At 68.0% G+C, this 19,007-nt stretch carries 17 protein-coding genes, 1 tRNA gene and 1 pseudogene; 7 read left to right on the top strand and 12 right to left on the bottom strand.

The window, feature by feature from the left end:
• Positions 1-16: 16 nt before the first annotated feature.
• From DAT37_RS01830 to DAT37_RS01850, 5 genes are all read right to left on the bottom strand, one after another.
• Complete coding sequence (locus tag DAT37_RS01830) at positions 17-1,000, bottom strand: NADPH:quinone oxidoreductase family protein (RefSeq protein WP_109522874.1); 984 nt, start codon at positions 998-1,000, stop codon at positions 17-19.
• Between the two features lie 152 nt (positions 1,001-1,152).
• Entirely contained in the window at positions 1,153-1,770 is a 618-nt protein-coding gene (locus tag DAT37_RS01835) for a TetR/AcrR family transcriptional regulator (RefSeq protein ID WP_109522875.1), read from the bottom strand.
• Between the two features lie 220 nt (positions 1,771-1,990).
• Positions 1,991-2,170, bottom strand: a complete 180-nt coding sequence (locus DAT37_RS01840; RefSeq protein WP_109522876.1) for a hypothetical protein — start codon at positions 2,168-2,170, stop codon at positions 1,991-1,993.
• 215 nt (positions 2,171-2,385) lie between these two features.
• Positions 2,386-2,458, bottom strand: a tRNA-Gly gene (locus DAT37_RS01845).
• A gap of 352 nt (positions 2,459-2,810) precedes the next feature.
• Positions 2,811-3,683, bottom strand: coding sequence for an NAD(P)H-binding protein (locus tag DAT37_RS01850; protein ID WP_109522877.1), 873 nt, complete (start codon positions 3,681-3,683; stop codon positions 2,811-2,813).
• A 394-nt stretch (positions 3,684-4,077) separates the two neighbouring features.
• Here DAT37_RS01850 and DAT37_RS45230 point away from each other — a divergent pair.
• Positions 4,078-4,521: pseudogene (locus tag DAT37_RS45230) on the top strand (helix-turn-helix domain-containing protein); the annotation flags it as partial.
• A 65-nt stretch (positions 4,522-4,586) separates the two neighbouring features.
• On the opposite strand, the gene DAT37_RS01860 reads toward DAT37_RS45230, so the two are convergent.
• The gene (locus DAT37_RS01860) at positions 4,587-5,342 is read right to left on the bottom strand and encodes a lysophospholipid acyltransferase family protein (protein ID WP_109522878.1); all 756 of its coding nucleotides are present in this window, start codon (positions 5,340-5,342) and stop codon (positions 4,587-4,589) included.
• Positions 5,343-5,531: 189 nt separating this feature from the next.
• Between DAT37_RS01860 and DAT37_RS01865 the strand changes: the two genes are divergently transcribed.
• The gene (locus tag DAT37_RS01865) at positions 5,532-6,371 is read left to right on the top strand and encodes a hypothetical protein (RefSeq protein WP_109522879.1); all 840 of its coding nucleotides are present in this window, start codon (positions 5,532-5,534) and stop codon (positions 6,369-6,371) included.
• 80 nt (positions 6,372-6,451) lie between these two features.
• Positions 6,452-7,993: an MBL fold metallo-hydrolase gene (locus DAT37_RS01870; protein WP_109522880.1), complete on the top strand. Its 1,542-nt coding sequence runs from the start codon at positions 6,452-6,454 to the stop codon at positions 7,991-7,993.
• A 91-nt stretch (positions 7,994-8,084) separates the two neighbouring features.
• Here DAT37_RS01870 and DAT37_RS01875 read toward each other — a convergent pair whose 3' ends face one another.
• The 6 genes from DAT37_RS01875 to serS form a co-directional block, all read right to left on the bottom strand.
• Positions 8,085-8,423: a BP74-related protein gene (locus DAT37_RS01875; RefSeq protein ID WP_109522881.1), complete on the bottom strand. Its 339-nt coding sequence runs from the start codon at positions 8,421-8,423 to the stop codon at positions 8,085-8,087.
• 197 nt (positions 8,424-8,620) lie between these two features.
• Complete coding sequence (locus DAT37_RS01880) at positions 8,621-9,652, bottom strand: MauE/DoxX family redox-associated membrane protein (RefSeq protein WP_109522882.1); 1,032 nt, start codon at positions 9,650-9,652, stop codon at positions 8,621-8,623.
• Between the two features lie 74 nt (positions 9,653-9,726).
• Positions 9,727-10,695: a DMT family transporter gene (locus DAT37_RS01885; protein WP_198654043.1), complete on the bottom strand. Its 969-nt coding sequence runs from the start codon at positions 10,693-10,695 to the stop codon at positions 9,727-9,729.
• 314 nt (positions 10,696-11,009) lie between these two features.
• Positions 11,010-12,296: an MFS transporter gene (locus DAT37_RS01890; RefSeq protein ID WP_332873260.1), complete on the bottom strand. Its 1,287-nt coding sequence runs from the start codon at positions 12,294-12,296 to the stop codon at positions 11,010-11,012.
• A 126-nt stretch (positions 12,297-12,422) separates the two neighbouring features.
• A complete protein-coding gene (locus DAT37_RS01895; RefSeq protein WP_232839441.1) occupies positions 12,423-13,706 on the bottom strand; it encodes a diguanylate cyclase domain-containing protein in 1,284 nt (427 codons plus the stop codon).
• Between the two features lie 86 nt (positions 13,707-13,792).
• A complete protein-coding gene (gene serS, locus DAT37_RS01900) occupies positions 13,793-15,055 on the bottom strand; it encodes a serine--tRNA ligase (protein ID WP_109522884.1) in 1,263 nt (420 codons plus the stop codon).
• A 93-nt stretch (positions 15,056-15,148) separates the two neighbouring features.
• On the opposite strand from serS, the gene DAT37_RS01905 reads away from it, so the two are divergent.
• The 4 genes from DAT37_RS01905 (at position 15,149) to DAT37_RS01920 (ending at position 18,955) form a co-directional block, all read left to right on the top strand.
• The gene (locus DAT37_RS01905; RefSeq protein WP_109522885.1) at positions 15,149-16,849 is read left to right on the top strand and encodes an aldehyde dehydrogenase family protein; all 1,701 of its coding nucleotides are present in this window, start codon (positions 15,149-15,151) and stop codon (positions 16,847-16,849) included.
• 76 nt (positions 16,850-16,925) lie between these two features.
• The gene (locus DAT37_RS01910) at positions 16,926-18,053 is read left to right on the top strand and encodes a septum formation family protein (protein WP_232839442.1); all 1,128 of its coding nucleotides are present in this window, start codon (positions 16,926-16,928) and stop codon (positions 18,051-18,053) included.
• Between the two features lie 2 nt (positions 18,054-18,055).
• Positions 18,056-18,406: a metallopeptidase family protein gene (locus tag DAT37_RS01915; protein ID WP_109522886.1), complete on the top strand. Its 351-nt coding sequence runs from the start codon at positions 18,056-18,058 to the stop codon at positions 18,404-18,406.
• A gap of 225 nt (positions 18,407-18,631) precedes the next feature.
• Entirely contained in the window at positions 18,632-18,955 is a 324-nt protein-coding gene (locus DAT37_RS01920; protein ID WP_109522887.1) for a PE domain-containing protein, read from the top strand.
• The last annotated feature ends 52 nt before the right edge of the window (positions 18,956-19,007 follow it).

Raw genomic sequence — 19,007 nt, forward strand, 5'->3', positions numbered from 1 at the left:
ACCTGTCGTCCGACGATCAGGGCTGGAAGACGACGCGCCCGACCGTGCGCCCCTCGGCGAGCCTGGTCAGACCGTCCGGGACGTCGGCCAGGGCGAGTTTCGCCCCGATCAACGGCGCGAGCGCACCCGATTCCGCCAGCGCGGTCAGCTCGAGATGGCAGTCCCAGACCGACGCCGGATCCTTCTGCTTGTACAGACCCCAGTGCAGGCCGACGATCGAATAGTTCTTCACCAGCGCGTGATTCAGCGCGGGTGCCGGAATCCGGCCCGCGGCGAATCCGACGACGAGAATCCTGCCCTCGAAGGCGACGCATTTGGTGGACCGGTCGTAGCTGTCCCCACCGACCGGGTCGTAGATGACATCCGCGCCGCGACCGCCGGTGGCCTCGCGCACCACCTCGACGAAATCCTCCTGGCTGCGGTCGACCACGATATCCGCGCCGAGTCCGCGCGCGACCTCGACCTTGCCCGGTCCGCCGACGACCGCGATCACCCGCGCACCGGCCGCCTTGCCGAGCTGGACCGCCGCGCTGCCGACCCCGCCCGCCGCGGCGTGCACCAGCAGCGTCTCGTCGCGGCGCAGCGCCGCCCGGCGATGCAGTCCGAACCAACCCGTCTGGTAGGCGATATGGAATGCGGCGGCCGCGGCGTCGTCGAGAGCAGGCGGGGCGGGCTGGGCGTCGGCGGCGTCCATCACGGCCATCTCGGCGAAACCGCCGTGCGGCAGGGACGCGGTGCCGATGACGCGATCGCCGACCGCGAATCCGGTGACGCCGGAGCCGACGGCGACGATCTCGCCGCACAATTCGACACCGGGCGTGAACGGCAGTTCCGGCCGGATCTGGTAATGGCCCCGGCACATCAGCACATCGGGGAAATTCGCGGCCGCGGCGAGTACCCGGACGACGAGCCGACCGGGTTCCGGCTGCGGATCCGGCAGATCGGCGAGTTCGAGCACGTCACCGGGTTCCCCCAGGCGCGCAATCTGCCAGGCTTTCACATCAATCTCCGTTCGATGGGGTTCGGGACAGTCGATCCGGCGGCGACTGACTAAGCGCTTGCTTAGACCTCTAGAGGGTGGCTCAAACCCGATCGGGCGTCAAGGGGCGGCGGTCGCGACAGCCGGACCGGCACCGATACGACTCGCCGGGTTCAGGAGACCCGTGAACCGACGATTCGCAATGCCAGCGAGCGGTAGTAGGTCCCGATCCGTTCCGGGGTCCAGGTGCCGTCGTCGCGATACCACCGGGAGACATCGACCCCGAGGGAAAGCAATGCCATGGTCGTCATCGCGATATCGGGAGTGTCGAAGATCCCGGCGGCGACACCACGCTCGACGACGGCCCTGACCTCGGCCTCGATCGCGCGACGGATCGCGGTGATCTCGTCGAGGTGATCCGGCGACAATGCCGACAGCTCGTAATTGACGATGCGCGCCGTCTCGTGATGGGTGGCGTGGTGTTCGGCGAAACGATCGGCGATCGTCGCCAACTGCACGGCCGGATCGGGCGACACCGCGACGGCACCACGCACCAACCGCAACGTCTGCCGGTGACCGTCACGGGAGATGATGTAGAGCAGATCCTCTTTCGAGGGGTGATGCACGTACAGCGCGGCCGGGCTCATACGCGCGGCGGTCGCGATATCGCGGGTGGTGGTGGCGTGAAACCCCTTTCGCGCGAAGAACTCGACGGCCGCGGCGACCAACCTGGCACGCGCGTCTCCGGAATCCGCGTCGGTATTCGCGCGGCCCCTGGTCGCTCCGGGCATGACCGTCTCCTTCCACGCACCACGAGTCGCCGACGAAATCCCACGAGACGGACCCGACGGCTCACTCTAACGAGACGGTAACCGCCGCCGCTGATCGCCGAGGCACGGGCAGGGCTGACCCTCTGAGCGCCGATTCGCGCAACCACCCTCGGCTACGGCAGCCGACCGAGCACGGCGCGCCCACACGACATCGGCGGATCGGACGGTGCGTCGAACCCGTCTAACGGGCGACGCGGCGGAATTCGGTGGTGGCCGCCCCCGGCCCCTCGCTGGCGATGATGCGCAGGCAGGCGTCGTGTTCGGACTCACCGGGGCGGCATTCGTTTCGTAGGCGCAGGACGGCTTTGGGCAGATCGATGCCCAGCACGTTCGACAGCCGCATCGCGTCGACCTTGGCCACGGAAACCCTCCTACGTCTCGAGAGAACGATGAATTCGAGACCGATTCGCTGACGAGGTACCCGGCCGACCGGTTGCTGAACCCTCGAATTCGGTCCGGTCCCGCACAGTAGTCGGGTTGCCGGAAGTTTCGCGGCTTCTCCAGCGAACACAGCCGGAATCCATGCTGATGAGCGATGGCATCGGCGCGCCGTCGTGCCGGGTTGTGGAGAAAGAGAGCGGATGACGAGATTCGAACTCGCGACCCTCACCTTGGCAAGGTGATGCGCTACCAGCTGCGCTACATCCGCACGCACTCGACGAGTATCCGGTAACCGGAACCGCGTCATCGTGCGAACGTGAACTTTAGTCGACCGTCGACGCAAACCGGAAATCCGCAGGTGAGAGCTCCCCTTCCGGGATGCGACCACCGGCTGCGGCGAAGGCGTGCGGCACCTGCGACACCCGTACGGACCGATCGGCCAGGAGTTTGCCCGACGCCGATATCGGGCATACCCGACCGTGCCGACGCGACCGGAACGGGCGCACGGCGGCACGGCGGGCGGCCCGCGCGCACCCGCCGTGCCCACGAACGGTCATGCGTAACGACGGCCCCTGTGACAGAACTCTCCGGTCAAGGCACCTTTCGTATGACGACCCCGGTTATCGGGGCACGGGCCGCGCCGCACCGGAGAAAACGTGCGCGTGATCGGTCGCCCACCGCGCGTATCGCCGCGGCGGCCGACCGAGCACCTGTCGCACATCCTCGGTGAGTACCGCGTTACCCCCGGCGCGGACGTAGGCCTGTCCCGCGAGCGCCCCCTCCACGTATTCCGGCGTCATCCCCGCCGCGACCATATGCGCGCGTGCGTCCGACTCCTCGATATCGATGACCTCGATCGGGTGACCGAGAACCTCGGCCAGCGCGGCCGCCTGGTCGGCGGTACCGAGCAGTTCCGGCCCGGTCAACGTGTAGATCCGCCCGGTATGGTCCGGCGACCGCAGCGCCTCGATGGCGACAGCCGCGATATCGCGCGGGTCGATGACGCCCTGGGTGCCGACACCCGTCAGGTTGGGGACCGGCTGACCGGCGCGGATCGGGTCGACCCAGCTCAGGGTGTTGGAGGCGAACGACGACGGGCGCAGCACGGTCCATTCGAGCCCGCTCTCGCGCGCCGCGTTCTCGCCGGGCAGGTGCCAGGTGCTGAAATCACCGAGGCCGGGTTCGCCGGTACCGATGGCCGACAGCTTGACCACGCGGCCGACTCCCGCCTCGCGGGCGGTGTGAACGAGGTCCCTGTCCACCTGCGCGTCGTCCGGACCGAGTACCCCGACCAGGAACACCGCGTCCGCGCCGGTCATGGCCGCCGCCATCGAGGCCCGATCGTGGTAGTCGCCCCGGACGACCTCCACCCCGGCCGGGACGTTCGCGCGCCCGGGGTCGCGTGTCACCGCGCGCACCCGAATCTCCCGGGCCGAGGCCTGCCGGACGATCTCACTGCCGATGGTGCCCGTGGCACCGGTAACCAGAATCATGGTCACGAGCCTGGTCCCGGATTCCGGGGGTCTCTAGGAAATTTCGGCACGGACACCGAGGTCACGGCGTGCCTACAGTGTTCGGGTGACCACCTACGCGCCGCCGACCCCGGTACTCGCCGACGATCTCGTCGAACAGGCGATCGCCGCGCCGGAATCGCTGCGACCGTGGTTCACCGAACTGGCCCGCATCCCCTCCGGCACCGACCTCTCCGGCTCGTTCACCCACATACCGCAGGCCGCGACCACGATCGTGCTGCGCGCGGAGACCGGCGGTCGTCGCGAGGCGCTCGTCATCGGTCCACGGACCCGCGCGAGCTATTCGGTCGCCGACCGGCCCGCGAGTTGCACGCGGGTGCGCATCGCGCCGGGCGCGGTCGGACAGTTGCTCGGGGTGCCCGCGATCGAGCTGACCGACCGGATATTGCGCCTCGGCGAACTGCCGGGAGTCGCGGCAGAACTCGCCGACGACCTCGCCGGACTGGCCGCCGACGAGATCTTCGCCTTCCTCGCGGCCGAACTGCCCGAGCGGATCTCCGAGGACCGTGCCGTCGCCGCCAAACGCGGTCTGCTGCGCGCGGCGACCGCGGCGCTGTCCGGTTCGACCCCGGTCCACGCGTCGGCCGCCGAGTTGTCGGTCAGCGAACGTCAACTGCGCAATCTGTTCACCGCCGAGATCGGGGTCTCCCCCAAACTCTTCGCCCGCATCGGACGTGTCCGCCACGTCATCACCCGGGTCGCGGGCACTCCACTGGCGCAGATCGCCGCCGACAGCGGCTATTACGACCAATCCCATATGGCGGCGGATTTCAAGGCGTTGATGGGGGTGGCGCCGACTGGATTCTTCCGTGGCGAGCTGCCGGCGCCGACGACGTGCGCGAACACCCCGCGACCGGGCGGCGCCTACTCCCGATCCTCGCGGGCGGCCTTCGCCGCTGCCCGTTCCGCGGCCTCGGCGGCGTCCATGGCGTCGGCCTCTTCCAGCGTCGGCGCGCTACCGCCGAGGCGAGCGGGCACCCAGTAGGCGCCCGGCTCGTGCGTGTAGTCCTTCTGGAGGTCGGCGAGCAGCCCCTGCATGGTGACGCGCAATCGCGCGGTGAGCTCGGCGGCGGGTTCGTCCGGCGGAATCGGCGCGCCCACCGCGATGGAGATCGGAGTATTGGTGCGGCCCAGTCGCTTCGGGAAGCCCTTGGTCCACACCCGCTGCGCACCCCAGATCACGATCGGGATGATGGGCACGTCGGCCTCGATCGCCATGCGGGCCGCACCCGACTTGAATTCCTTGATCTCGAAACTGCGGCTGATCGTCGCCTCCGGGTACACCCCGACCAACTCGCCGCGTCGCAGGTAATCCACCGCGGCCTTGTAGGAATCGGCGCCCGCGCCACGGTCGACCGGAATATGCTTGAGCGCCCGCATGATCGGGCCGGAGACGGAGTTGTCGAACACCTCCTTCTTGGCCATGAAACGGATATAGCGCTTGGGGGTGCGGACCGGCAGACCGGCGTAGGTGAAGTCCATGTACCCGGTGTGGTTGACCGCGAGCACGGCACCACCCGAGGCGGGGATATGTTCATCACCCACAACGGTGAACTTCAGGCCTTCGGCGAAGAAGACGGTCCGGGCCAGCCCGATGATCGTGCGGTATACGGGTTCCACAATTCCGCTAGCGTAGTCGCAGACCGTCCCCCTCCGGCAGAGGCGTCGCCGCGGACCGGAAACGGGAATGTCTTCGACCCCGGTATTCAACGAAAGAGGATCGTCGAAGTGGAACGCGCCCGACCGCTATCGCGTGAGCACGACCGAACCGCGCGATGTGGCCCCGGCGGATTATCCGTCCTCGCACGGATGACGGTGATCGGCGGCGTCGCGGTGACCGCGCTCGTGCTGACCGCGTGTGATTCGGTCTCCGGTATCCCCGTCGACGATCCGGCCCCGGTGCGCACCGAGGCGATCAGCACGCCGTCGGCCGCGGTTCCGACGACGCAGGCCCCGACCACCGTCGCGCTGCCGCCGCCGCCCGAGGACGCCCCGCCGGTCGGCGCGGTGCCCGGCCTGCCCGACGCCGCGGTCGCCGTACGCCGCTGGGCGGCCGACCTCCAGACCGCCACGAGCACCGAACTCCAGGCCAAATGCTGGAATATGGCTCCGGCCAACGTCACCGGGATGTACCAGAGCAAACAGACGATCCTGACCGCACTCGCCCAGCCGGGCACCGTCAGCGCGGACACCATCACCTGGAAGAGCCGCGCCACCACCGTCACCGTCGAACGCGATCTCATCCACACCGGATACGCCTGCCCCCGGGTGTTTCCGGCGGGCACCGAAATCGGCTACAACGACGCCGATGCCAGACATACGGTGCGCCGCTATCTCGCGCGATTCGTGGGCGAGCCGCTCGACGCGGCCGACAAAGAGGGCGACTACCCGCTGGTCTGCAAGGCCGCCGCCGCGACATGGGATCCGCAGGACACCGGGTCGCCGACCCGCGCGCCGCTGGCGAACAACCCGGGTAGGCTCACCGGGGTCACCGAATTCGACGGTCAGGAAATCAGCTCCGACCAACTCGGTGCCGAGTACATCACCGTCGACGTGCCGGTCACCGATTCGACCGGAACAACCAAGACCCGAACGTTCACCTTGGCCCAGGGTCCGGACGGCTACTGCATCGGAGATATCTCGCCGTAGCCCGCCCGGAGGCGGCGGCCTGCGTTTCCACGCGGGGCACTACCCTTGATGGCTGGTAACGGTCAGGAGGAAAACAGCTCGTGCAGATCACCAGCGTCGGACACGCAGGCTTCCACATCCGCACCGCGGCCGGGTCGATCCTCTGCGATCCCTGGGTCAATCCCGCGTACTTCGGGTCGTGGTTCCCCTTCCCCGACAACACCCAGCTCGACTGGGACGAGCTGGGCGATTGCGATTTCCTCTATGTCTCCCACCTACATCGCGACCATTTCGACGCGAAACATCTCGTCGATCACGTCAACAAGGACGCGACGGTCCTGCTGCCGGACTATCCCGTGCCGGACCTGCGGCGGGAATTGGAGAAGCTCGGCTTCCACCGGTTCTTCGAGACCGATAACTCGGTCAAACACACCGTCAGCGGCCCCGGCGGCGATATCGATATCATGATCATCGCGCTGCGCGCGCCCGCCGACGGTCCGATCGGTGACTCCGGAATCGTCGTGTCCGACGGCGAGACCACCTGTTTCAACATGAACGACGCGCGCCCGGTGGATATGGACGGCCTGCACGACGCGTTCGGCCATATCGACATCCACCTGCTGCAGTACTCCGGCGCCATCTGGTATCCGATGGTCTACGACATCCCTGCCAGGACGAAATCCAATTTCGGCAAGCAGAAGCGTCAGCGCGGAATGGACCGGGCCCGCAGTTATATCGAGCAGGTCGGGGCTACCTGGGTGGTGCCGTCGGCCGGTCCCCCGGTCTTCCTCGATGACGAATTGCGCTACCTCAACGACGATCGCGGCGACGAGGGCAACATCTTCCCCGACCAGGCGGTATTCCTGGAGCAGATGCGCATTCACGGCAACGAGGGCGGAATCATGATGATTCCGGGTTCGGTCGCCGACGTCCGTGGCGCGGAACTCGAACTCACCCACCCGTTCGACCCCGGCCTGATCTACGACAACAAGGCCGAGTACATCGAGAAGATGGCGCACCGTCTGGCACCGGTCCTCGAAGCGGAGAAGGCGGCGTGGATCACCGGCGACGGCTCGCTGCTCGAACCGCTGCGCGATCTGTTCGAGCCGATCATGGCGCAGTCCGATCTCATCTGCGACGGCATCGGCTACCCGGTCGGCCTGGTCATCGGCGCGGAGACCGTCGTCCTCGACTTCCCCGCGCGGGTGGTGCGCGCGCCGATCGAGGGTGAGGGCAAGTACCGCTACGGTTTCCGGATCGCGCCCGAACTGGTGCGCACCGTTCTGCACAACAACGAGCCCGACTGGGTGAATACCGTATTCCTGTCGACCCGCTTCCAGGCGTGGCGTGTCGGCGGCTACAACGAATTCCTCTACACCTTCTTCAAATGTCTGACCGACGAGCGGATCGCCTACGCCGACGGCTGGTTCTCCGAGGCGCACGACGATTCCGCGTCGACCGAATTGGCGGGCTGGGAGATCCAGCGGCGGTGCCCGCACCTGAAGGCGGACCTATCCAAGTTCGGTGTGGTCGAGGGAAATACGCTCACCTGCAATCTGCACGGCTGGCAGTGGGATCTGGAATCGGGTCGCTGCAAATCCTCCAAGGGCAACGAACTCCGCTCGCGCAAACTCGTGCCGTAGGTCCGCCCTCCTTCGGCCGGGCCCTGGCCGAAGGAGTTCTCGATGTGCGGATCATGCGGTGTTCTCGCGAATCATGCGGTGTTCTCGCGAATCAGGCGGTGATCTCCCTGGTCAGGCGCGAGGACCACGGACACCAGAAGCATCCGGGCAGGAACGCGCCACAGGCCTCGTCGAGGTGGTCTTCGACGTAGGTGATGCTCGAGTCGCAGACTTCGATCGCCATGGTGAAGAAGGTGATCGTGTCCGGGTCGAGGTGGAAATTCCAGCCCGGGTTGTAGTCCACCATCTGCTTGCGCAGACGGCCCATGACGTGGACCGACATGGTTTCCTCGCCGGACAGGATGCGACGCGCTTCGGCGATACGTTGCTCGTTGTTCAGCCGGATGATGAATTCTTTGCCCGAGTAGTCGGTGAATGCGAAGTCCGCCATGAATTCCCCTTCGAAGATTCGGTGGGTAGATCATTCGGTGTCGATCATTCGGTGGTCATGGAACGAGCATCGATGCCCGATGAGCATAAGGGCAGCCGAGGTATACATCGATGATTTCCGCATGGAAATCGCTGCCCTACAAGATAATTGGAAAAATGGTTGGTTTCGACCCGCACAACCGGCGATACGAAGGCCGATCAGCCGAGAGTGCGCGTGCGGCTTCCGCTGTGCTCGACAATTCGCGACCGTCGTGACGGTTTGACCGACGAGATCAATTCACGTACCGCGATAGCACCGCGTGCAACGGGCGCGGCGACCCTTCCCTCGCCGTCGATCAGGACGCCTGACGGTGTACCGCGGACCCGGTACCGGAGCGCGACCTCGTTTCCCTGCTGAACCAGCGCCGGTATCTCACCGAGACCCTGTTCCACACCCCAGGCCGCCTGCTCGGCAGCATCGCCGTTGCCAAGCACCACGATCGACAGCGCGTCACGCGCGCGCGCCTGCCAGCGCGGCAGTTCGCGCGCCAGGGCCGCGCACATCTCGCAGCCCGGATGCACGAAGACGAGCAGGATATGCGCGCGCCGCGCCAGCAGCGATTCCAGGCTCGTCCGCTCCCCCGCCGGATCGAGCAGTTCGAATTCCGGGGCGACGGCGCCGACGGGAAGACCTTCCGCCCCGAGCGTCGACAGCGCCTGCTGATCCAGGCGCCTGCGCAGGCCCGCGACCGCGCCGACCAGCCACGTCAGCACCGCGGCGAGCACCGCGAGGATCGCGAGTCCGACCACGTCCTGGGCGGGCAGTCCGGCGGGCACCCCTGGCCGCGCGATCGAACCGACCAGGACCAGCAGCACCAGCGCCAGCAGAACCCCGTTGCGCACCAGCGTCATCCGGCCGATCGGAGTCGGACTCAACGCCCCGAAACACGAACAGGACGGATGCTCGCCGGCGCGCAGCAGCCGTGCCACCGCACCCGTGAACACCACGAGCAGCAGTAGCGCCGTCACCGACGCGGCGACCGCCGTCCACGGTGGCAGCACCGCGACGGCGACGGTCGCCTCCACGAGGGGCAGTGCCGTCGCCACCGCGGGCGCCCACCGCATCGGCACCCCGAAATCGGTGACGGCCGTGCGTGTTCCGACCCGATCCACCGCCTTTCCCCATGCCGAGAGTCCGAAGACCACACCGACCAACAGCCGCGAAACCCACACCCCGTATTCGATCAGCATGAGCCGCACCCTTACATACCGAAGGCCGCCTGAACTGCTATTCCGGGAGAACGGGAGTCCCCGGCGCGCGTCGCTCAGGCAGCGGCGGGCACCCGGCGGCTGCCCGCGATCACGACCGCGACGAGGGTCAGGGCGCAACCGAGCGCCGTCGGCACCGAGATGCCCGCCGAGGTCGGAGTGAGCAGGTCGAGCACGAGCGCGGCGGCGAGTTGTCCGGCGACCGAGGTGAGGCCGAGCAGCAGCACCCCGATCCAGCGCACCACCAACGCCGCGAGGGCGATGAAGGCGACGCCGATCAGACCACCGAGGTAGAGCCACGGTTCGGTCGGCGGATCGAAACCGCGACCCGAGGTCGTCAGCAGCACTGACTCCAGTGCGAGGAGGGCAACGATCCCGACGGCGAAATTGGTGAGTGTCGCGGCGAACGGACCGCCGACCTCGCCGACACGGCCGTTGACCGCCTGCTGCCAGGCCAGGCCGACACCCGCGAGCGCGGGCAGCGCGATCAGCAGCCCGACGGGCAGTCCGCGAAGGGAGTCCGGCAGGGCGAGTGCACCCGAGGTCTCGTGCGAACGTCCCGCGCCCGCGATCAGTACCGCGCCTATCGCCACGGCCGCGCCGACCAGGCGGGGCGCGGTGACGGGCGTTCGTCCACTCGGGCCGATTCCGAGCCGATCCACCACCAGACTGCTCAGCAGCTGTCCCGCGACAGCGGCGACGGTGAACGCAGTGACGCCGATCGCTGCGACCGTGAGTCCCTGACAGGCGACGAACAGCGCGCCGCACAGTCCACCGAGCACCTGCCACGGACGCAGCGTCCCCGCGGCGAGCGCGCCGCGCACCCGGCCCATCGCCGCCCGCAACCGTCCACTCAGCGCGAAGGCGACGAGCAGAACCAGCAGTCCCGACCCGAAACTGATGGTGGCGGCGGCGATTCCATCGTGCAGGCGAGCCCCGAGCGCACCGTTGATCCGTCCCTGCACCGCGACACCGGCGCCGATGCAGAAACCGCAGACCAAACCCGATATGCGCCGCGCATCCACCAACGCACGGTACCGGGCCGCCGAGATCCCGGCTCGGGACGTGCGGAAGGTGCGGCGCGACCCACACCCACCGTCGTCCGAACCGCACGCAGGATACGAGTAGTGCCGTCGCGGCGGCGCGACGCACCGACCATCGTCCGAACCGCACGCCGGACACGAGTAGTGCCGTCGCGGCGGCGCGACGCACCGACCATCGTCCGAACCGCACGCCGAGTACGAGGTGGTGCCATCAGGTCGGCGCAACCCGGCGTCATCGGGTGGACCACCCGCATTCGAATGACCGCGACCGCGGCTCCGGTGCTGACTCCGGCGGCCTATACCCGCCCGCCGCGACGCGGGAGCCAGGCCGGCGTCACCAGCGCGGTGAACAGCATCACGACGCCGAGCAGGGCGACCGTCGTCGACAGGGACAGCCACAGCGTGGCCAGCGCGACGAATCCGAAGACGGCCAGGGCCACCACCTCCGAGAGCAAACCGGATACGGAGGTGACGGTGGCTCGGGCCGGACCTTCGATGGCATCCTGCAATCGGGCCTCGGCGACCACTTCGGCGTTGAAGACGATTCCGTAGGCGATGCCGATGGCGACGAAACCCGCGCCCGCCAGCGGATAGACCGCCGAGGGGTGCCGCGCCGCGACTCCGGCGGCCAGCGCGCCGCCGATGAACAACACACCGCCGATCACCAGCGCGACCGCCATGGTCCGGCCCGGCATCGACTCCGTCCGCCCTGCCAGCAGTGAACCGGTGAGCGAACCGGCCACCGTGACGCCGACGAACAACGGCACGATCGCGGTCGACACGCCCGCCGTCTGCGCGAGCAGGGCGAAATACTCGTCGTAGGCGGTCACACCGTAGATCAGCGCGCCGAGCAGGACGCCGTTGCGGACGTGGCGCACCCGCATCGATTCGCCGATTCCGGCGCGCAACATCGACCGATACCGCGTGAAGACACGGGGCTCGCGACCACCGATTCCGGGTGCGCCCGCCGCCACGACCCCGCCGGGCAGCGAAGGAACGGGCGGCGCGTCGTCATCGAGTGCTTCGATATCGGCCGCCGACACCGCCTTGGGCGCGCTCGGCAGGGTCAGGGCGGTCAGGCAGTGCAGCCCGGCCACCGCGACGCTTGCCCAGCCGACCAGCGGATACCCGCCCCAGGCGTACAGCGGGGCCGCGGCGAGGATGGCGAGCACCACCGCCGATTCCTGAGCGGCCCTGGTGTATCCCATGATCCGGGGGTAGGCGGACGACGCGCCCGCGGCGGTCAACTCGTCGTAGACCAGCGCCTCGAAGGTGCCGGACTCCAGCGCGCCCGCGATACCCCAGACCACGAAACCCACCGCGAAACCGAGGAAACCCGGTGCGACGGTCCACACCGTGAATCCGGTGCACATCAACAACGCGGCGAGTATCAGCATGGCGCGGCGCGACACCGTGTCGGCCCACGCGCCCGACGGCACCTCCAGGACGAACGCCGTCAGCGACCACATCGCCAGCAGCAGCGAGATCTGCGCGGTGCTCAGCCCGTGGTCGGCGAACAGCAGCGCGTAGAGCGCGTAGAGCGGTATGAGATCACGCGAACCCCGGAATAGGATCGCGCGCACGGTGAGGCCACGTACGCCGTGGCTTCGACCCTTCAGCAGGGCCGTCAAGGCATCGGCGGATCAACAGCCGTAGAAGAGCAGACGCATGTACCGAGCTTGGGCCGCCGCGCGGACAACGTCAAGCGATTATCCGAGAGTCAGATCGAGCTGGGCGAACGTGTCCTGTAGTCGCGCGGCGTCGGCGCAGGCGCGGCGCAGCACGAGTTCGTCCAGATCCGAGATCAGGTCGTATTCCTCGGCGACGCGGATGAGCCCCTCCGTGGTGACATCCGGCTGCGCGCTCGATGACCACCGCAGCAGCGCCTCGACGCCGACGGCCTTGCCGCCGCCTTCGGTCAGGCTGACGATCGGCTGGTAGTGCACGTCGAGCGCGCCGGTGTCGATGGCCTCGCGCAGTTCCACCGCGAGCGGCAGCTGCCGGGAGGATTCGAGCACGGTGCGATTGCGTCCGGCCTGCTTGGCCCGGTAGAGCCCGACATCGGCACGGCTCACCAGCAGCGAACCGGACTCACCCGGCTGCCAGGAAGTGACTCCGGCGGAACAACCGGTGGTGACCGCGGCGCGCAGCTGCTCGGTGAGCAGGATCGCGGCCTGTTCGGTGGTGTTGGGCAGCAGCAGCGCGAACGCGTCACCGCCGTAGCGGGCGAGTCGCTGATCGGGGGTGAGCAGTTTCGCCCAGGTGTCGGCGACCCGTTGCAACACCGCGTCACCCGCGCGATGTCCGAGGTGGTCGTTGATCTTCTGGAAGCGATCGAGGTCGACCAGGACCAGCGCGAGGCCCTGCCCGGAGCGGGTGGCGAGTTCGATCGCGGAATTGAGCGCCCGGTCGAACCCGCGCCGGTTCAGCAGGCCGGTGAGCACGTCGATATCGGCTTCCGACGCCATCCTGGTCAGAATGCCGACCACGACGCCGACGCCGAAGGTGACACCGGCCGGAATCAGCCCCGACCACCACGGCAGATCGCGGGTCGGCAGGACGAGCAGACAGAGCAGCATCGCGAACGCCAGATGCGCGGCCGCCTGCGACCAGCGGAAGAACAGCGCGGCATCACAGGCCACGAAGACGTAGAAGGCGGCGAGACTGATCGCGCCGGTGGTGTTCGGGAACGAATGGATCGCCACGGTGATGAGTACCGTCGCGATGGCGACGTAGGCGTGATGGATACCGTGTGGCATCCGCGGACCCCATACGAGCAGCGTCGATCCCAGCACCAGCGCTACGGCTGCCGCTATCGCCACCAGCGGTCGATTACCCTCGTCTCCGGGGGCTACGGCCGTGATAAGCAGGCCGAGCACACCACCCATGACGTAGAACGCCCCGGTGGTCCGAGCCATGACCATTGCCGTCGCCAACGCCGATGCCGCCCGCACCCGGGTTCGGGTATCGCCGCGCGCCCCGATTCCTCGCACGGGGAACAGCCTAAACACAACGCATCTCGTCGGTTGCCACATCCCCGTAATCCGACGCGGCGAACCGACAGCTATTTACCTCCCGGTCACCTGGGAGGCGTCAGCACCTCGGTACCGACGAAGGGCACCAGCGCGGCGGGCACCCGCACCGAACCGTCGGCCTGCTGATGGTTCTCCAGGATCGCGACGATCCAGCGCGTGGTCGCCAACGTACCGTTCAAAGTGGCTGCGATCTGTGGTTTTCCGTTCTCGTCCCGGTATCGGACCGCCAGGCGACGGGCCTGGAAGGTCGTGCAGTTCGAGGTGGAGGTGAGCTCACGGTAGGTCCGCTGGGTGGGAACCCAACCCTCGCAGTCGAACTTGCGGGCCGCCGAACTGCCGAGATCGCCCGCCGCGACGTCGATGATGCGATAAGGCACCTCGACGGCCGCGAGCATCTCGCGCTCCCAGCCGAGCAGTCGCTGATGTTCGGCGTCGGCCTGGTCGGGTGTGGTGTAGACGAACATCTCGACCTTGTCGAACTGGTGCACCCGGATGATGCCCCTGGTGTCCTTGCCGTAGCTGCCCGCCTCGCGCCGGAAACACGACGACCAGCCCGCGTACCTCTTGGGGCCGCCGCTCAGATCGAGGATCTCGCCCGAGTGGTAGCCCGCCAACGGCACCTCCGAGGTGCCGACGAGGTAGAGATCGTCGTCGGCGAGGTGGTAGACCTCGGCCGAATGCTGTCCGAGGAATCCGGTGCCCGCCATGATCTCCGGCCGCACGAGAACCGGCGGGATCATCATCGTGAAACCGTTGGCGACCGCGCGCTGCGCTGCCAGTTGCAGCAGACCGAGCTGGAGCAGCGCGCCGTATCCGGTGAGGAAGTAGAACCGCGAGCCCGACACCTTCGCGCCGCGTTCCATATCGATGACACCCAGCGACTCGCCGAGTTCCAGATGGTCTTTGGGTTCGAAATCGAAATCCCTTGGCGTACCGAAGGTTTCCAGGACGATGTAATCGTCTTCGCCGCCCGCGGGCGCGCCGTCCTGCACCACGTTGGAGATGGCGCGGTGCGCGGCGTCCAGGTCGGCGTCCGCCGTGCTCTGTGCGACCTCGGCTTCCTTGACCTTGACCGACATCTCCTGCGCTTGCGCGAGCAGGGCCGGACGTTCCTCCTTGGACGCCTTGCCGACCAGCTTGCCCATGGACTTGTGCTCGGCACGCAGATTGTCCGCCGCGGCCACGGCCGCACGGCGCGACGCGTCGGCCTCGAGCAGGGCATCGACGAGGGCCGGGTCTTCACCGCGGGCGCGCTGCGAGGCGCGGACCGCTTCGGGGTCTTCCCGCAGGAGTCGGAGGTCGATCATGGGTGATCAGCCTAGTGGGCGCGGCATCGCGGTTTCACGCCGATATCGGTGGTACCGGGGTCGCCGACCTCGCGGAGCGCGCATAGTGGGCCTGTGGGCACGACTTTCGACGAAACCACCATCGACGACGCCGTGGCGGATCTCGCGGCGCGCGAGAAAGCGTGGGCGCAGACCTCGCTCGGCAAGCGCGGCGAACTGCTCGACCTGATCCATCGGCGGACTGCCCGTTTCGCCGAGGACTGGGTGCGCGCGGCCAGGACCATCAAGGGTCTGGACGCGGGATCACCCCTGGTCGGCGAGGAGTGGATGTCGGGTCCGCTCGCGTTGTTGCAGGCCACCGCCGCCCTCTCCGCGACCGTGTCCGCGCTCGACAAGGGTCGAAGTCCGATCGACGGCATATCCCTCGGCAGCGCGCCGGGCGACCGGGTCGCCGTGCCGATCCTGCCGCTCGACTTCTACGACCGGTTACTGCTCAGCGGCTTCCGCGGCGAGGTCTGGCTGCGTCCGGGCGTCGACGCCGACACCGCTCGCCGCAGAGCCGGGCTCGCCCAGCTCGATCCCACCGCGACCGGCGGTGTCGGCGCGGTACTCGGCGCGGGCAACATCACCTCGATTCCGCCGCTGGACGCGCTGTACGAGCTGTTCGCGCACAACCGGGTGGTCGCGCTCAAACTGAATCCGGTCACCGATCCGCTGTTCACGGTGTTCGAGATGATCTTCGCGCCGCTGCTCGAACTCGGCGTGCTGCGTATCCTGCTCGGCGGCGCGGAAGCCGGCGGCTACCTGGTCGGACACCCCGGTATCGCGCACGTCCACATGACCGGCAGCGCGCAGACCCACGACGCGATCGTGTGGGGTCGCGGCGCCGACGGCGAGAAGCGCAGGAAGAGCGGCGAGCCGCTGCTGCGCACACCCATCACGAGCGAACTCGGCGGCGTCTCCCCGACCATCGTGCTACCCGGCGACTGGTCCGAGGCCGATCTGCGCTTCCAGGCCGAACACGTCGCCACCCAGCGCCTGCACAACAACGGCTACAACTGCGTCGCGACACAGGCCGTCGTGATCGCGCGGGACTGGCCGCAGAAGCGCAGATTCCTCGACGAACTGCGCACCGCGCTCGAACTGGCGCCCCAGCGCGCCGCCTACTATCCGGGCAGCGACGGCCGGGTCGCCGACGCGCTCGCCGCGTATCCGGACGCCGAACGGCTCGGGCAGGGCCGGGTGCTGGTCGCGGATCTGCCGCGCACGCGAACCCCACTGCTGCGCACCGAGTACTTCTCCCCCGTACTCGGTGTCGTCGAACTCCCGTATTCGGGCGGCGATTTCCTCGCCCGCGCGGTCGACTTCGCGAATACCGAGCTGACCGGCACGCTCGGGGCGAACATCATCGCCGACCCCACCACGATCGCCAGACTCGGCATCGCCTTCGACCGAGCGCTCGAGCGGCTGCGCTACGGCACCATCGCGGTGAACGCGTGGACCGGACTGGCCTTCCTGACCCCTCGCGCGGCGTGGGGCGCTTTCCCCGGCCACACCATCGATGACGTGCAGAGCGGAATCGGTGTCGTGCACAACGCCTTCCTGCTCGACGACGTGGAACGCACCGTGGTGCGCGGTCCGTTCCGGCCCGCTCCGCGCTCCCTGTTCGCGGGAGAGCTCGCGCTCTCGCCCAAACCGCCGTGGTTCGTCACCAACACCACCGCCGCGCGGACCGGACGCAAGCTGACCGAGTTCTACGCGGGATCCGAACCCGTCCGACTGCCCGGCCTGTTCCTGTCCGCGTTCCGTGGGTGACGGGGCATACCGGGCGACGGGCCGGATCACACCAGGTCGTGGCACCGGGGCACAGACACTGCCATGATGGACCGCGATGTCCTCCGACGATGAGCCCCAGGATCCGCAGATGCCCGTGCCGTCTTCGGGCGACTCGCCGCGTGGCGAGTCGTTCCCGCAGTCACTGATCATCGACCGCCAGTCGGTCAGACACCTGTCGGCGTCGAAGCTGCGCTGGGTGCTGCTCGCCGTCGCCGTCGGCGCGGTGCTCGCGTCCCTGGTCGGGCTCTTCGTCACCGGATTCGACAACGAGAAGGGGCTGGAGGCGCACAATCCCGGTGCGCCCGTCCAGTCGGTCCTCGACAAGGAATTCGGCACGGCGGCCCGCGGCGACTGCCTGAGCTGGTCCAAGCCGGATCGTTCCGATCTGGTGAAGGTCGCCTGCTCGAACAAGCACCTGTTCGAGGTGGCCGCCGATATCGATATGAGCAAGTACCCGGGTGTGGAATTCGGCCCCGGCTCCCGGTTCCCGGATTCGCTGCGACTGACCGAGTTGAAAGAGGAGCACTGCGTCCCCTCGGTCCAGCAGTACATGGGCGGGCGTTTCGACCCGCGCGGGAAATACGTCGTCGGCCTGATGTATCCGAGCCCGGACGGCTGGAAGCACGGGGACCGCACGCTGCGCTGCGGTGTGCAGTACTCGGGCAGCTCCGGCACCCCGCTCGCCGCGTCGGGCAGTGCGACCGACCACGATCAGTCCAAGGTGTTCGAGCCGGGCACCTGCCTGGGCATCAACCAGAATCTGCCGACCGATCCGGTCGATTGCGCCCAGGCGCACGCGGTGGAGATCATCTCCACCGTCGACCTGGCGGCCCGCTTCCCCGGCGGCCCGCCCGCCAAGGAGGAACAGGATCGTTTCGTCGAAGAGGAGTGCACGCGGGCGGTGACCGACTATCTCGGTTCGCCGGACGCGGTCCGCAACAAGACGTTGACGCTGTTCTTCGATTATCTGGACGCGCGCAGTTGGCTGGCGGGCAGCCGCAAACTCGACTGCATGATCGGCAAGGGCACCGACCGCGAGGGTTTCGCGCCGATCATCGGTTCGGCAAGGGGCGAGATCCTGATCAACGGTCAGGCGCCGGTGCCGCCCCCGAATTCCGGACGCTCCACACCCACGCCGCTGCCGGGGGCCGCGCCGTTGCCGCCACAACCGCAACCCAGGTAGACATGCCGGTTTCCATGTCCGAGAAGCGGTTCGAGGAACTGGTCGGCGACGCGCTCGACCTGATCCCGCCGGAGTTCACCAGGGCCATCGACAACGTGGTCGTCCTGGTGGAACCGCGTGACCCGGACGACCCGCATCTGCTCGGGCTGTACCACGGGATCGCGCTGACCGAACGCGACAGTCATTACGGCGGAGCGCTTCCCGACACGGTGACCATCTACCGCGACGCGATCCTGGAGATCTGCGACGACGATCATCAGGTGGTCGAAGAGGTCGCGATCACCGTGATCCACGAGATCGCACACTATTTCGGCATTCCCGAGGAGCGTCTGCACCAGCTGGGGTGGGGCTGATCCGCGATCGGTCGTGAGCGGATTTCCTGAGCCGTGCCCGGCGCGGCGGCACCCGTCGACCGCGGTCGACGCGTGGCCGGTCTTGCGAGTTCGCCCGCGGCTGGGCAAGATCGCAAGGAAATAAGGGGATTCGATGGAACCGATCGCGTAGCTGTCGCGTCCTATCACTCGAAGGGGGAATTCTCGTGGTTCCGCCCCATAGCCGCCACTAGAAGGAGTCGAGTCATGGTTGGCCTGGTAAACATCTCACCCGAAGTCGTTCTCGCCGCCGCCGCCGAGCTCGATCTGCTGGCCGAGCGGCTGGGGGTCGCCGCCGCGCTCACCGCACCGGCGACACATGTCATCCCCTCCGGTTCCGAGGAGGTGTCGTGGCTCGCCGCGAACCACCTCAACAGGGCCGCGGGCACCCACGACACGGCCATCGCGGCCGCCCAGCTGGAACTGCACCACGCGGCCGCGACCCTGCGGATGCAGTTGGCCACGCACGTCGCCGACGACACCCTCAAGTCGGGTGTCATGAACGGGATCGCCGGAACGATCGGCGCGTAGGTCGGTGTAGGTCGCCATCTCACGGCGACCACAACGACCACGACCGCCGAGC

Origin of the sequence: Nocardia aurea (assembly GCF_003123685.1) — a bacterium.
Taxonomy (GTDB): domain Bacteria; phylum Actinomycetota; class Actinomycetes; order Mycobacteriales; family Mycobacteriaceae; genus Nocardia; species Nocardia aurea.

What these genes read in the sequence shown, in the direction of transcription:
- DAT37_RS01835 (WP_109522875.1), bottom strand. Translation starts at nt 1,770, where the DNA reads ATGCCCGGAGCGACCAGGGGCCGCGCGAATACCGACGCGGATTCCGGA.
- DAT37_RS01850 (WP_109522877.1), bottom strand. Translation starts at nt 3,683, where the DNA reads ATGATTCTGGTTACCGGTGCCACGGGCACCATCGGCAGTGAGATCGTC.
- DAT37_RS01865 (WP_109522879.1), top strand. Translation starts at nt 5,532, where the DNA reads ATGACGGTGATCGGCGGCGTCGCGGTGACCGCGCTCGTGCTGACCGCG.
- DAT37_RS01875 (WP_109522881.1), bottom strand. Translation starts at nt 8,423, where the DNA reads ATGGCGGACTTCGCATTCACCGACTACTCGGGCAAAGAATTCATCATC.
- DAT37_RS01880 (WP_109522882.1), bottom strand. Translation starts at nt 9,652, where the DNA reads ATGCTGATCGAATACGGGGTGTGGGTTTCGCGGCTGTTGGTCGGTGTG.
- serS (WP_109522884.1), bottom strand. Translation starts at nt 15,055, where the DNA reads ATGATCGACCTCCGACTCCTGCGGGAAGACCCCGAAGCGGTCCGCGCC.
- DAT37_RS01910 (WP_232839442.1), top strand. Translation starts at nt 16,926, where the DNA reads ATGTCCTCCGACGATGAGCCCCAGGATCCGCAGATGCCCGTGCCGTCT.
- DAT37_RS01915 (WP_109522886.1), top strand. Translation starts at nt 18,056, where the DNA reads ATGCCGGTTTCCATGTCCGAGAAGCGGTTCGAGGAACTGGTCGGCGAC.
- DAT37_RS01920 (WP_109522887.1), top strand. Translation starts at nt 18,632, where the DNA reads ATGGTTGGCCTGGTAAACATCTCACCCGAAGTCGTTCTCGCCGCCGCC.